The following is a 13173-nucleotide window of genomic DNA, read 5'->3' as shown; positions in this document are numbered from 1 at the left end:
GGATTGGAAAGGCGTTGGCCAACATGCCTTCGGAAAAACCCGTCCCGTTGTCGGTGCTCGACCTCGTGCCGCTCACCTCGGGCTCGACGGCCGGGGACGCGTTGCGCAACGTGTTCGATCTTGCGCGGCACGTCGAGCGTTTCGGCTATGTCCGGTACTGGCTCGCCGAGCACCACCTGACCCCGAGCGTCGTATCCGCCGCGCCCRCTGTCCTGATCGCCCTGGTCGCGGCCGCCACCCAGCGGATCCGGGTCGGGTCGGGGGCGGTGCAGACGGCCTACCAGACGCCGGTCRTCACCGCCGAACAGTTCGGAACGATCGCGCACATCCATCCCGGACGCATCGATCTCGGGCTGGGCCGTTCGAGCGTGGGCAGATTCATCGGCGGAGCCGCCGATACCGCCACGAGTCCGGCTGTCGGGCCATCGGCGACGGACGGGCAGCCCGCATCCCGGCCCCGCGTGGTCGACGGCCTGCTCATCACCACGATCACACCGACCGGGTCCGGTCCTACGAACTGCTCGCCCAGGCCTGGTCGCAGCCCACCTGACGGAAGCCACCCGGGTGACCCTCACCCCTTTCCCGGGGTGCTGCTCCCGCGGTGCTGCCGCGATCTCGTCGTCCGGTTGTCGCACCCGGCCGCGGATCAGAGGGTTCCGGCTGAGATCTTGGCTGGTTCGACCAGCGTGTGAGCGGGGCGCTGGTGGCGAGACGGCGGTGACCTGGCCGGGCTGTCTCGGTGCGACGGCGTGTTCGGCGTTGCCGGCAGGGATTGCTGTCATATCTTGCTAGCATGTCGGGCATGACGCGTACGATCACACTTCGGCTCTCGGACGAGGCGTACGAGGCGGTCAGGCGGTATGCCGAGGCCGAGCACACCTCGATGAACGCCTGGGTCGAGGGCGTGCTCGACGCTGAGGACATGCGCCGGCGCTGCGCCGCGCACGGAGCCTGGGTGCAGGCCAATCCGGCGGTGGCTCGTGCCGCTCTCGCCTTCGGCGAAGCCAACCAGCGGGCTCTCGCGACGGCGGGGCTGCCCAACCTCGCGGGCACCACCGAGTGAGATCACCGCGGCGCGGCGAGGTCTGGACCGCGGGCACCGGCCCCGCGCCGCAGGTGGTGCTGGTCATCAGCTCCACGGTCTACAACGAGATCGTCGATGAACCGACCGTGCTGGTCGCCCTGGTCGTGGAGCACGCCACCGACGAGGGGTTCTGCGTCGACCTCGGTGAGGGGCAGTGGGCGGTGATGGGCCTGGTCACGTTTGTGGCCAAGGCTGGTCTGGGCGAATGCCTGCGCCGGGTCGACGCTCAGACGCTGACCAACGCCAACACCATGCTGTTCAAGATTTTGGCCACGCCCGAACGCTGACTCGGCGGTACTCTCCTGTCCGCCCTGTCCGCGGTGACCACACCAGGAGCCAGACGCGATCGGTGTCGTGCGGGCGGTGCGGGGCAGGCTCGGAAGTGAGCCCTGAAGCAGCTCGGAAGTCCGTCGCTTCAGAGCCTGCTGCCGAGTTCGGCTGCGGGGCGGATGGCGGCTGGCGGGCGTGGGCGGGGTCGAGCGGGGCACTGGCGTGCCACTGCTTCAGTTTATGATGATCATATGTCTAATTGATAAAAATCATATACTGAATTCGGCTTCATCCAGGAAGAATTATCCGGGCGTGGCGCCGTTAGGATGGCAGGCACACCCCACGTCCCGGAGAGCTTCGATGACTCGACTGAGCACGTCCGTTGATCGTGCCACGGCTCTGCTCGCGAACGCGAACCTCACCGCGGACGCGGTCGTGCGCGAACTGCTGGAGGTGACGAACGAGCGCCGGGGCACCGACCTGTCGGACCTGTCGCCGGCCGAGCAGGCCGCGCTCATCGCCCAGCGCTCCCAGCGGCTCCAGCCGTCGGCGGACGCCCTGGCCGAACGGATCGTGGAGGCGGCGAAGAAGGACAGGCCGTTCATCGCCAAGTTCGGCATCGACCCGACCGGTCACGAGGTCCACCTGGGCCACGCGGTGCCGATGCTCATCCTCAGCCGCTTCCAGCGGATGGGGCACCAGGTGGTGTTCATCGTCGGTGACGTGACCGCCAAGATCGGTGATCCCAGYGGCCGTTCCGACGAGCGTCCCGCGCTGACCGACGAGGACATCGCCCGCAACCTCGCCACCTACCGTGAGCAGGTCGCCCCGTTCTTCGACTTCACCCGCGCCCGGTTCCGCCGCAACGGCGACTGGCTGCGGGAGGTCAAACTGCCGCAGCTGATCGAGATCGCCGCGCAGATCCCCGTCTCGATGTCGTTGCAGCGTGAGGACTTCCGCAAGCGGCTCGACGCCGGGCAGGGGCTCTCCCTGGCCGAGGTGCTCTACAGCGTGGTCATGGCGCTGGACTCGGTGGAGATCAACACCGACCTGGAGGTCGGCGGCATCGACCAGTTCCTCAACATGCAGATGTGCCGGCACGTGATGCACATCCGCGGGCAGGTGCCCGAGCTGGTGGTCGCCACCTCGCTGATCGAGGGCACCGACGGCACCGGGGCCAAGATGAGCAAGTCCAGGGGCAACTACGTGCCGTTGACGGCGCCGGCCGGCGAGATCTTCGGGAAGATCATGTCCGTGCCGGACCGGCTCGTGACGCCCTACTTCCAGGCGCTGAGCGAGTGGCTCGACTCCGAGCTGGCCGTCGCCGAGGAGCGGCTGGCCGCCGGGTCGCTGCATCCGATGGACCTCAAGAAGATCCTCGCGGGCGAGGTCACCGCTGCCGTCCACGGCGTCGATGCCGCGATGAAGGCGCGGGAGGAGTTCGTCGCCCGTTTCTCCCGGCGCGCCTTCGGTGACGTCGAGAACCTGCCCGAGGTCGCCGACCTGGGGCAGTCGGTGACCGATGCGGTGAAGGCGCTGGGCTTCGCCAGGAGCAACGGTGACGTCCGCCGCGTCGCCCAGCAGAACGGGCTGCGCCTCGTCGTCGAGGCCGAGGGCGGCCAGGAGCAGATCACGCTCACCGCGGACGAGGCCCGTGAGCCCCTCGCGGCCCTGGTCAAGGACAAGCTCGGCGAGCGGCCCGGCGACTACTACCTCAAGGTCGGCCGCAAACTCGCCCGGATCACCGCGTCGACGCACGGATAGCGGACGGTTCGCGGCGTCCCGGCCGCGGCCTTTCGGAGCCGAACCCGCTTCAGGCGGGGCGCCGGCTCCGCTCCTGGTCTGTCTCGGCCTCTTTCAGGCAGGGTTCCGGAGACTGGCCGGCCGCGAGCAGGCCGATGACCACGCGCCGCAACATGGCGGTGAGGGACTCCTGCTCGTCGATGCTCAACGGGGCGAGGACGTGTTGTTTGGCCACGTCCAGACGCGCTGTCATCTCCTCGTGCTGGCGCAGTCCGGTGTCGGTCGGCCGGATGAGCCTGGCCCGTCGGTCGGCCGGGTCGGGACATCGCTTGACCAGGTCACCGCGTTCGAGGTCGTCGATGAGCCGCACCATGACCGATCGGTCGATGCCGAGGCGGCGGGCGACCTCCAGTTGATTACGGGAACAGCCATTCGCGGTTGCGGAAAGTACATGCAGGCCGCGAAGGCCCCCGGGGAAGTCTCCGACGGCTTCCTGTGCGGCATCCAGGAAGCCGTTCAGGACCTGGGTCAGCAGCCAGCCAAGGTCTTCGTGGACTTCTTCCGGCAGCTCGGTGGCCGAGGCTGTGCCCGTCCGCGATCCCGACGTCGCCTTCGACGTCTCCCTTGACGCCTCCCGCGCGTCCGAGTGCTCCACCCCCCCATTCTACTGCTTGCGATCTGAGATATTCTCCATCAGAGATACGTGTAGTCACAGACGATCGTGACTGCACACCGTTTTATCGCGCATCTGTTGGCTCGACTGTCGGCCCGATCAAGGGGATCACATGTCCACACTCCTGCACATCGACTCAAGCGTCAGTCCGACCTCGGAGTCCCGGGCTTTCGCCGGCCGCTTCGCCACCGCCTGGACCGAGAACCACCCTGGCGGCACTGTGACCTACCGTGACCTCGCAGCCAACCCGCCCTCGCACCTCGGCTGGGACGGTGTCAGCGCCTCGGTGACCCCGGCGGACGCGCGGTCGCCGGAGCAGGCCGCGGCCTGGGCCGAGCGTGAGGAACTCATCGCCGAGCTTGAGGCGGCGGACGCTCTGCTGCTGTCCGTCCCGATGTACAACTGGTCGATCACGTCGACGCTCAAGGCGTGGATCGACGCCGTCATCGTCGTCGACCGGACCGTCAGCCTGTCGGGCGGGCCCAGCGTGCTGGACGGCAAGCCGGTCACGGTCATCACCGCCCGTGGCGGGGCGTACGGCCCGGGCACCCCCCAGGAGGGCAACGACCACCAGGAGCCCTACCTGCGTCACGTGCTCACCGCGCTCGGCGCGACCGACATCAACTTCATCCACGTCGAGTTGACGCTGGCCGCGGTCAACCCGGCCCTGGCCGACCTCATCCCACTCGCCGAGCAGTCTCGCGATGCCGCGGAGAAGGCAGTGGCCGCCCGCGCGGCAGCCTAGCCAGGAAGATCGCCGCGAGTTTGTCGTCGTGTACGCCGACGGGGCCGAAAAGCGTACCGAACGACAAACTCGTCTGGATCATGCTCCGTACGGGTGGGCGGGGATGAGCCGGCCGGCGCGCCTGAGGTGTTCGAGCCCGGGCGCGCCGGTTGTTCAGCGCTGACGCGCGGAAGCCGGGAAGCCGGGAAGCCCGGGAAATCGCGGGCCTCACGGGCGCAGCGGCAGGGCCTTACCGGGGTTGAGGATGCCGGTCGGGTCGAGCGCCTGTTTGATCGAGGTGTGCAGCGACCGCGCCACCGGGTCCAGTTCGTCGGCCAGGCCGCGGCGCTTGAGCACACCGACACCGTGTTCGCCGCTGACCGTCCCACCGACCCGCAGCGCGAGGCCGAGCAGGTCGTCGAACGCGGCGAGCGCGCGCCGTTCAGCGTCCGGATCGTCACGCGGATACACGATCATCGGATGCAGGTTGCCGTCCCCGGCATGGCCGAAGGTGCCGATCACGACGTCCCTGGTCGCGGCGATGCGTTCGACGCCACTGATCGTCTCGACGATGCGTGAGCGCGGTACGGCGATGTCGTCGAGCAGCCACGCGCCGAGGTGTTCCAGCGCGGGGAAGGCGAGCCGGCGGGCGGCCAGCAGCATGTCGGCCTGCGCCGCGTCCTCCGAACGGTAACTCTCGGTAGCGCCAGCGGCTTCGCAGACGCTGGCGACGGCCTCGGCCTCGGCCGTGCCGGCCTGCCCCGGCAGGTCGCTCTGGGCGAGGAGCAGCGCGGCGGCGGAGGCGTCCAGGCCCATGGGCTGGAATCGTTCGACCGCGGCGAGCGTCGTCGCGTCCATCAGCTCCAGCAGGGACGGCGTGGCGACATTCATGATCTTTTCAACCGCCCGGCCGGCGCTGGCCAGGTCGGGGAACACCGCGACCGTGGTGGTCGGCGCGGCGGGCAGCGGACGCAGCCGCAGCCGGGCCTCGGTGATCACGCCGAGGGTGCCCTCGCTACCGACGAACAGGCTGACCAGGTCGTAGCCGGCCACCCCCTTGAGGGCCCGGCGCCCGACCCGGGTGACCCGCCCGTCGGCCAGCACCACCTCGAGGCCGAGCACGGAGTCCCGGGTGCTGCCGTACTTCACACAGCACAGGCCACCGGCGTTGGTCGCGATGTTGCCACCGATGGTGCACCAGTCCCGGGACGCCGGATCCGGCGCGTACCACAGGCCGTGGGCGGCGGCGGCCTCGCGTAACCGCTGGTTGATCACCCCGGGTTCGACGACCGCGTACCCGTCGGCGGGACGGATGTCGCGGATGGCGTCCATCCGCTCCAGGCACAGCAGCACGCACCCGTCGATCGCGTTGGCCCCGCCGGACAGCCCCGAGCCCGCGCCGCGGGGGACCACCGGCACGCCCCGGCCGTGCGCGACGCGCATCACCGCCTGGACCTGCTCGGTGCCGCGGGGGAAGACGGCGACGGCCGGCTGTCCGGCCTCCGTCCCGCTGGCCTGGTCGTGACGGTAGGGGACGAGCAGATCCGGGTCGGTCACCACGGCACCGTCCGGCAGCTCCGCCGCAAGGGTCGCGGCCAGTGTTTCCCCGGTTGTCCGCATCGATGTCACCCATTGACAGTAGAACGTGCACGGGAAGCGGCGTCCGGTGCGGGCGCTGCCCCGCCTTCCCAACTGCCGGCGGTGGCCTTGCCGGGCGCCCAGGAAAGATCGAGCGGCCGTGGCCCTGTCTTTCCGGGGGCCTCGAGAGGCGGCCCCGGCCGCACTTCGGGCGCCCGGCGCTCCGGCTCCGGCCGGCCGCCCGGGTGGAATGCTCCGGCCGCCCGGCGATGATGATTCCGCGACCGGCGGCCGCGTCCGGTCCGGCCCGGGGACATATAGTGTCCGTGGACGCCGGCCGGGAGGGTTCGCATGAAATTCGAGCTGTTGAAGGCACACGGTTCCAGCAACGACATATTCATTGTGGACGGCCGACCCGAGCGGATTTTCTCGACACCGGCCGAGGTGGCGGATTTCGTCCGGCTCGTCTGTGACCGGCAGGGCCCGCTGGGCGGTGACGGCCTGTATTTCGTCGATGATTCACGGGCGGTACCGGAGGCGTTCTTCTTCAATCCGGACGGGTCGTCGGCCAAACTGTGCGGCAACGGCCTGCGGTGCGTCGGCCGACTTGTCCTCGAACGCCGGGGAGTCGACGCGCTGGACGTCTCGACAGGTGGCGGGCGGTTCCGGGTCGAGCGGATCCCGCAGGTGGCCGCCGGGGTGTGGAGCGTGGCCGTCGAGCTTCCCCCGGTGACGTTCCGCGCGGCTGACGTCCCTGTCGTGACCACGGGCGCCGAGCACGTCGACACGGTCATCCCGACGCTGCATCCGGCGCTGCGTTTCACCGGGGTCGCCGTTCCCAATTCGCACCTGGTCGCGGTCGTCGACGACTACGACGAGAACGAGCTGGTCGCGGTGGGCGGCGCGGCGGCAGGCCTGYCGGTGGTTCTCCCGGCGGGCGCCAACGTGTCGTTTGTCCGGCCGCTCACCACACCGGGGGAGATATTCGTTCGTACCTTCGAGCGCGGCGCCGGGCTGACGCCGTCCTGCGGCTCCGGCGTGGTCGCGTCCCGTGCGGTGTACTCGCGGCTCGGCCACGCCCCGGCGGACGAGCCGCTGCTGGTCCGCAACCCGGGCGGATGCGCGAGGTCCTTTCTCACGCCCGCCGCGGACGGCGTCCTGACTCCTCGGCTGGAGGGGAACGCGACCTTTGTCTACCGCGCCGTCGTCGACCTGGAACAGCTTGCGCATGCCGAACCGGGGGATCTGGACATCGACGTGCTGACCGACGAGATCTCCGCCTACGCACTGTTCCACGAGGACAACCTGCGGGCGATCCGCGCCRCCGGGATAACCCAACCAGAGCGGTAGGTGAAACAAGCCGCCATGGCAGCGTTTTCCACCTAAGCGTTCCGTGCCTGTCGGTGGAAAACGCCGTCACGGCAGCAGTTCTCACCTACAACCAGCGGTTGCAGGTCGAAGCGGTAGGTGGAAAGCGTCGTCGTGGTGGCGCCTTCCACCTACCCGCATACCATCTACCCGAATACCATCTACCCGAATACCACGTACCCGAGTGCCGTGTATCCGAACGGCACGGATGGTTTCTCAGGCGGGGCGGTCGCTGGGGCCTGACTTGATGGCCTCCACCAACTGGCCCARCTTCTCCTCGGGCAGATTCCTCGCGAGGTCCGATTCGCTGATCATTCCTACCAGCTGGTTGTTGTCGATGACARGCAGCCTTTTGATCCGGTGCTCCATCATCTGTTGCAGGACCTCGTCGACGTTCGCGTCCGCGTCGATGTAGAACGGCCTGCCCTGGCCGAGTTCCCTGGCCCGGGTCGTCGCGGGGTCCCTTCCCTCGGCGAGACATCTGATCACAATGTCGCGGTCGGTGATGATGCCCTGCAGCCTGTTGTCGTCGCCACAGATCGGCAGGGCACCGACACCGAGATCCCGCATCCTGCGGGCGGCGTCGACGAGGGTCTCGCTCTCACCGATGCACTCGGCGTCTCGATGCATGATCTCTTGTGCCGTGGTCATGCGACTCCCTTCTGCGCGCCCGCGTTCTCGCTGCGCGCTCGCATCTGCGCGACCACCTGGTGGCGCCACCACGTGAGGTGGCCCGTGCCGCCGGGAGTCCCCGGGCGTATGGGAGGCCGGGGACTCCCGGCTGGGTTGGTGGTACCCCGTCATCTGAGGTCGCATGCTGTGTGCGGATATGTTCACGCGTGTGACATGCCTGGTCGCGGGGACGATCTGTGATTGATTGTCGCCACGACAGGACGCTTGTCGGCCTGGTGACAGACAGGCGCGGGAGGCTGATGACAGGCCAGGATCTGGCCGGGACCGGATCGGGGTCAAAGGACTGGTAGCACTATGACACAGGCCACAAAAACATCGATCCTGGATCGCCCGGCGGCAGCACGGAAGGCAGCGGGACGCCGGGGACCGGCGGGCTGGCGACCCCCTCCGCCGCCAGCCCGCCGGTTTCGGGCTATCTCTTCTCCCCCGGTACTGCCCCCCACCTCGGCCCCCCAGCCGAGGTACGCCCCGGCATCCTTGCGGTGCCTGCCGGTGGGCGCAGAACAGATCCTGCCGGGCCCGCGGGCACCCGAACAGAGCGCCCCCGCACCGGAGCAGGGGTGCTCCCCTTGAGGTCCGGGCGGCCCGGGGCCCCGGGAGCGTCCTCGGGATCGCTGTCGAGCGGGGCGGGGCGTCCCGGTGAGCTGTCCGGACCAGCCACCGGAAGAAGGCGGTCCGGACGGTGATTCGGACATGACAGCCAGCGGGTCTTTTCGTAGCTAGGCTCGTCGGGTCGGCATGAAAGGGGCGGCGAAGACGCATGGTCCCACGAGGGATACCGGACGCGGCAACACCGGCGGTCGTCGCGAGGATCGTCGCGGGCGGACGGAGATGGAATCTCGGAGCGGGTCGGCGGCTGACCTTCGGCCGGGCCGGCTGTGACATCCCGTTCGGGGCCGATCCACAGGATCTGCTTGTCTCCCGCCGGGCCGGGACGCTGGCCGAGAGCGAAGGCGCGATCGTCATCAGCAACACCGGTCGGCATCCCCTGCTCCTGCTGACCGCCAGCGGCGACACTCATCACATCGTGTCACCGGGCACGGCGCTGTCCGCGGGGCTGGCCGAATTCCACATCGTCGCCGTCGGCACGGACGGCGAGCGCCACCAGATCGACGTCGTCCACCATCGCCGGCAGCAGGTGCACCGCGATCAGGACACGATGCAGATCTCCGTCCGCCTCACCCAGACCGAACGTCTGCTGCTGGTGGCTCTTTGCGAACCGCGGCTGCGCACCGGCGACAACCACGCGCCGTTCGCCACCTACCGGGAGATCGCCCGGCGGGTCAACCGCGACGACAACTATGTCCGCTCGCGGCTTGCCACCGTTCGTAGCAACCTTGCCGGGCAGGGGATACCCGGATTGCTGCGGGACGAGCCGGGACCGGCGTCGCGCCGGTTGCCCGACTACATCGTCCGGCTCGGTGAATGGGTGATCGCCGCTGCTCTCGTGACCGTGGACGACCTTGAGTTACTGAGCCCGGACGGCTCCGGACGACAGGGTTAGGCCGTCCCTGACGGATATTGGTCGACTGCTGGTCGACGTTCGGTCGCCCGGGCGTGGCCCGCGCGACCGAACATCCGTCAGGAACGGCCTGGAGCGTCAGGCACCGCCTATGCCGTGCCTGGTGGACGGTGGCGGTCGTCCGGGCGTGGCCCGGGCGACCGCGGATCCGTCGGAGGCGGCCCGCCGGCGACGGCTTGGGCCGTCGGTGACGGCGTGTCCCCGTCCCGGGCTCGGCGGCGCAGCGAGCGGAAGAACACGCCGCCACCGATCAGGGCCGCTGCGGCCGCCGCGAGCACACCGGCCTGGGTACCGGAAACCGGAAGGGCGCCGTCCGCGTCCCCGCCGGCCTCCCCGGCTGTGTCCGCGTCGTCGGCGCTGGCTGCGGCACCGGAGGCGTCCACCCAGACCATGCCGACGGCCTTGCGCTCCTCGGTGTCGGTCGGTTGCGCCCCGATGCCGCCGTCGGCCGGCCCGGCATACGACGCCGCGTCGACCGCGTCCTTCGGCGTTCCGGTGGCGGTCAGATAATGGTCCCCCTGGGTGGGCAGGGTCAGCCGGATCGCGAAGTTGCCCGCGTTGTCCGCGGTCACGGTCCGGGTGCGCGCGCCGTTGTCGTCGATGGTGACTGTGCTGCCCGGCGCGAAGCCGCAGCTGCTGAAGAGCACCGACCCGCCCGCCAGGACCCGTTCGGGATCAACCGAAGCGAAGCTGACCGGGCCGGCGCAGTCGGGAAGCTGTTCCTGCAGCTGCTGGGCGGTGGCCGGCGATCCCAGCGTCGCGCTGAGAGCCAGGCCGCCGCCGAGCAGCAGGGTGACGGCAATTACCCGGAAGTTCATGGAGGTACTCCTCCTGCCGCGGTGTCGTCAGGGGCAGGTGCTGTCAGGGGCAGGTGACGTGGGGGATTACGTAGAGGGACGACATGGGGGACGGCATTAGGGGGACGGCAGGGGGCTCGGCCCGCGATCGGCTTATCGCCCTGGGCCGCGTCCGATGAATCTTCGGTCACGCGGACTACGTCCGGGCAACCACTCTCCATCGGACACGGCCTGGGCCGACGCTCCGGTCACGGGCCGAGCAGCCGTTGTCAGCCGGCGCGGACCCGGACGATCGCAACGGTGACCCGCAGCTGTCCACCGGGGGCCTGGCCGACGGCGGTGAGCCTGAGCACACCACGCGTGGGCGGGGCCGTCAGCGTGGCCTGGAAGAGGCCGCTACCGTCCGCAGTCGTGCTCCCGTAGTACTGGAAGTTGCTGTAGAGCTGGACGGTCGAGCCGGGCGTGTAACCACATCCACTGAAGGTGAAGGACGCGTTGGTCACGACCGGGCTTGGTGTCACCGTGCCTCTGTCCAGGAAGCCGGTGCACCGGAAGGGGGGTGGATAGGACTGGGCGACGGCTGGGGATGCCGATGTCACGCCGAGCGCCAGCAGACAGCCGGCGGCGAGCAGGGCCGCTCCCAATCGACGAAATCTCATGGATGTACTCCCACTGTCGGGCCTGCTGGTATAAGCAGCCTGAACATGAACACTGTCAGCTTATAGATCGTTACTTTCCGTGTCTACGCTGCTGGGCGTGTCATTCAGGATTCCGTGACCAGGGGGAGACAGAACGTATACCTGATGTGGTGACGGTTTCAGGAACGGCCAGCGGTTGCGGCCGCAGGAGCAGGGTCGCTCTGGCCACCGGTTCCCAGATCCGCAACACCAGCGTGCGGGTCTGCCCACGGTCGAGCGGGAGGGGCGTCGAAAGCACCGGATGGCCCCGCTCGGCGTCGCGGTGCAGGTGAACGGGCAGCCCGTCCAGGGTGGCCGCCTGTAGCCCGCTGCCCACGCCGGTGTACACCGCCAGCGACAGCAGKTTCTGCGCGTCCGGATTGCCGGCTGGAGGCGCACCCTGCCCGCCGGCGCCAGGCTGGCCAGGAACAGGCTGGTCGCTCCGGTTGCGGACGTAGGCGCTCAGGCCGGCCGGGGCCGCGTTTGTGAGCCGTATCGTGATCGTCACGTCCGCGGAGCCGTCGGGACGACGGACACTGCGGTAGTCGGTGCTGCGCCGCAGCCAGTAKTCGAGTTTGCTGGCCGCGGCATTCTGCGTCACCACCGCGAGATAGGGGCCGTCGCCGTCGGGGAGCGCACCGCCCAGCGCGGTCGTCTCAAGGATTTCCTGTTCCGCCGGATGGTTGCTGGATACCAGCAGGCGCCCCTCGGCGGCGGCCCGCCCCAGCGCGGACAGCAGCGCCGAGGTGTTTCCCGCGCCGGACGCGACCGCGTCGTAGACGGCCCGCCCCACGGAGGCGAAGAAGGCGTCCCGCTGCCAGACGTCGCCGATCTCGGCGTACGCCCGTGACTCCACGAGCTCGACGAGCGAGCCGGCCGAAATGCTCCGCCCACCCGGCAGAACCGCTGGCTTTGTCGCGGCAAGCAGGTAGGACAGCGTTGTCGGATCGACGCTGATCGTCCCGTCGACGCGCACACCCGTGCCCGCCTGGTAGAGCGCCGTGTAGAAGCTGCCGACGGTCGGGTAGTGCGGGGTGAGGTTGGCGTTGGCCCAGACCTGGGTCGGCTGCGCGTCCGCGTACATGTCCTCGAGCTCGGGCGGGAGCGCCATGGCCGGCACCCGCTGGGTCGGCCCACCGGGCAGGTAGCCGTTGCCGGAGATGCCGGTGAGCCCAAGCCTGCCGTCGACGGCGGTCAGCAGGCCGAAGGCCCCGATGATGCCCCCGGTGGCCCGGGACTCGGCCGGGTTCTGGACGACCAGCAGGTAGCGGCGCGGCCCGTCAGCACCCATCATCGGCGGCACCAGCCGGGTCACCAGCTCCAGCGTCGCGGCGGCGCGCTCGAGCCGTTCGGCGTGGCGCAGACCGGCCTCGCGGGCGTCGGCGAGCCCGAGGCGGGCTCCGATCGCCCCGCAACTCGGCGTCGCCGCGAGCCGCCGGTGGAACTGGCTGATCGCGGCGTGCGTGGACGCGGCGGCCGGGCGGGCGGCCGCGATCCGGTCGGTGTCGATGGTGGTGCCGGTGCGCAGGGTGTCCAGGTCGAGGACGGATCCCGTGGGGTCCAGCAGGGGGCGCGAGTCCTGGAGCAACTGGTCCAGCGCGGTCACCATGGAGCGGACGGACCGGGCGGGGCAGCCGATCGTCGGGACATGGACGGCCAGCGCCCACAGCGGGTCACCGGTCAGTTTCCGGGCGGCCGCGGTCTCCGTGCCGATCGTGTTCACCCGGGCGCGCAGCGCGGCGCCGGACAGTTTGTCGCCGGCCCGCAGCGCCTGGTCCAGCGCGGTGATCTCGTTCTGGACGGTCCGCAGATGCGATCGCGCGAGTAGGCCACGTACCGCTGTCCACGACATCGCCAGCGCCAGGAGCAGTATGAACGCGGCTATGCCGAGCAGCGGCAGCCGCGCTCTGCCCAGCCGCCGCCGGGCCCGCTCCAGCGGCGAAGGCTGCTCCGCGTCCGTGGCCCGGGTCGGAGGCGTGGTCACCGTCGACGCGGCTCCGGCCCGGGCGACAGCCGCGGCCCTGAGGGCGGCTTGGATCCGGCG

Annotated in this window: 13 protein-coding genes; 7 read left to right on the top strand and 6 right to left on the bottom strand. The window is 69.7% G+C overall.

Annotated elements, in window-relative coordinates; genetic code table 11:
- The first annotated feature begins 23 nt into the window (after positions 1–23).
- The 4 genes from BL254_RS29565 (at position 24) to tyrS (ending at position 3118) form a co-directional block, all read left to right on the top strand.
- Entirely contained in the window at positions 24–692 is a 669-nt protein-coding gene (locus BL254_RS29565) for an LLM class flavin-dependent oxidoreductase (RefSeq protein ID WP_083731167.1), read from the top strand.
- Between the two features lie 110 nt (positions 693–802).
- On the top strand, positions 803–1063 hold the full coding sequence (locus BL254_RS17515; protein ID WP_013872625.1) for a pilus biosynthesis protein HicB: 261 nt from the start codon (positions 803–805) through the stop codon (positions 1061–1063).
- Positions 1060–1371, top strand: a complete 312-nt coding sequence (locus BL254_RS17510) for a MazF family transcriptional regulator (RefSeq protein WP_047222565.1) — start codon at positions 1060–1062, stop codon at positions 1369–1371. Before BL254_RS17515 ends, BL254_RS17510 begins: the two co-directional genes overlap by 4 nt.
- Positions 1372–1714: 343 nt before the next feature.
- Positions 1715–3118, top strand: coding sequence for a tyrosine--tRNA ligase (gene tyrS, locus BL254_RS17505; protein WP_047222566.1), 1404 nt, complete (start codon positions 1715–1717; stop codon positions 3116–3118).
- A 49-nt stretch (positions 3119–3167) separates the two neighbouring features.
- Here the strand turns inward: tyrS and BL254_RS17500 are convergent, their stop codons facing one another.
- A complete protein-coding gene (locus BL254_RS17500; RefSeq protein ID WP_052914488.1) occupies positions 3168–3752 on the bottom strand; it encodes a MarR family winged helix-turn-helix transcriptional regulator in 585 nt (194 codons plus the stop codon).
- Positions 3753–3882: 130 nt separating this feature from the next.
- Here BL254_RS17500 and BL254_RS17495 point away from each other — a divergent pair, with 130 nt between their 5' ends.
- Positions 3883–4515: an FMN-dependent NADH-azoreductase gene (locus BL254_RS17495; protein WP_047222567.1), complete on the top strand. Its 633-nt coding sequence runs from the start codon at positions 3883–3885 to the stop codon at positions 4513–4515.
- Positions 4516–4722: 207 nt separating this feature from the next.
- On the opposite strand, the gene BL254_RS17490 is transcribed toward BL254_RS17495, so the two are convergent.
- Positions 4723–6114, bottom strand: coding sequence for an FAD-binding oxidoreductase (locus tag BL254_RS17490; RefSeq protein ID WP_047222568.1), 1392 nt, complete (start codon positions 6112–6114; stop codon positions 4723–4725).
- Between the two features lie 309 nt (positions 6115–6423).
- Between BL254_RS17490 and dapF the strand changes: the two genes are divergently transcribed.
- Entirely contained in the window at positions 6424–7422 is a 999-nt protein-coding gene (gene dapF / locus BL254_RS17485) for a diaminopimelate epimerase (RefSeq protein ID WP_076844110.1), read from the top strand.
- Positions 7423–7656: 234 nt separating this feature from the next.
- Here dapF and BL254_RS17480 read toward each other — a convergent pair whose 3' ends face one another.
- Positions 7657–8091: a CBS domain-containing protein gene (locus tag BL254_RS17480; RefSeq protein ID WP_076844108.1), complete on the bottom strand. Its 435-nt coding sequence runs from the start codon at positions 8089–8091 to the stop codon at positions 7657–7659.
- 802 nt (positions 8092–8893) lie between these two features.
- Here BL254_RS17480 and BL254_RS17475 point away from each other — a divergent pair.
- Positions 8894–9637: a hypothetical protein gene (locus BL254_RS17475; protein ID WP_013872632.1), complete on the top strand. Its 744-nt coding sequence runs from the start codon at positions 8894–8896 to the stop codon at positions 9635–9637.
- A 107-nt stretch (positions 9638–9744) separates the two neighbouring features.
- On the opposite strand, the gene BL254_RS17470 is transcribed toward BL254_RS17475, so the two are convergent.
- The 3 genes from BL254_RS17470 to BL254_RS17460 all read right to left on the bottom strand — a co-directional run bounded on the left by BL254_RS17470 (position 9745) and on the right by BL254_RS17460 (position 13113).
- A complete protein-coding gene (locus tag BL254_RS17470; protein WP_076844106.1) occupies positions 9745–10473 on the bottom strand; it encodes a hypothetical protein in 729 nt (242 codons plus the stop codon).
- Between the two features lie 248 nt (positions 10474–10721).
- Positions 10722–11111, bottom strand: coding sequence for a hypothetical protein (locus BL254_RS17465; RefSeq protein WP_139342364.1), 390 nt, complete (start codon positions 11109–11111; stop codon positions 10722–10724).
- 100 nt (positions 11112–11211) lie between these two features.
- A complete protein-coding gene (locus BL254_RS17460; protein ID WP_076844104.1) occupies positions 11212–13113 on the bottom strand; it encodes a DUF4012 domain-containing protein in 1902 nt (633 codons plus the stop codon).
- Between the last annotated feature and the right edge of the window lie 60 nt (positions 13114–13173).

This window comes from Protofrankia sp. BMG5.30 (assembly GCF_001983005.1).
GTDB lineage: Bacteria > Actinomycetota > Actinomycetes > Frankiales > Frankiaceae > Protofrankia > Protofrankia coriariae.
Note: the sequence above shows the minus strand (reverse complement) of the source record. Positions and strands in the feature narration are given on the sequence as shown.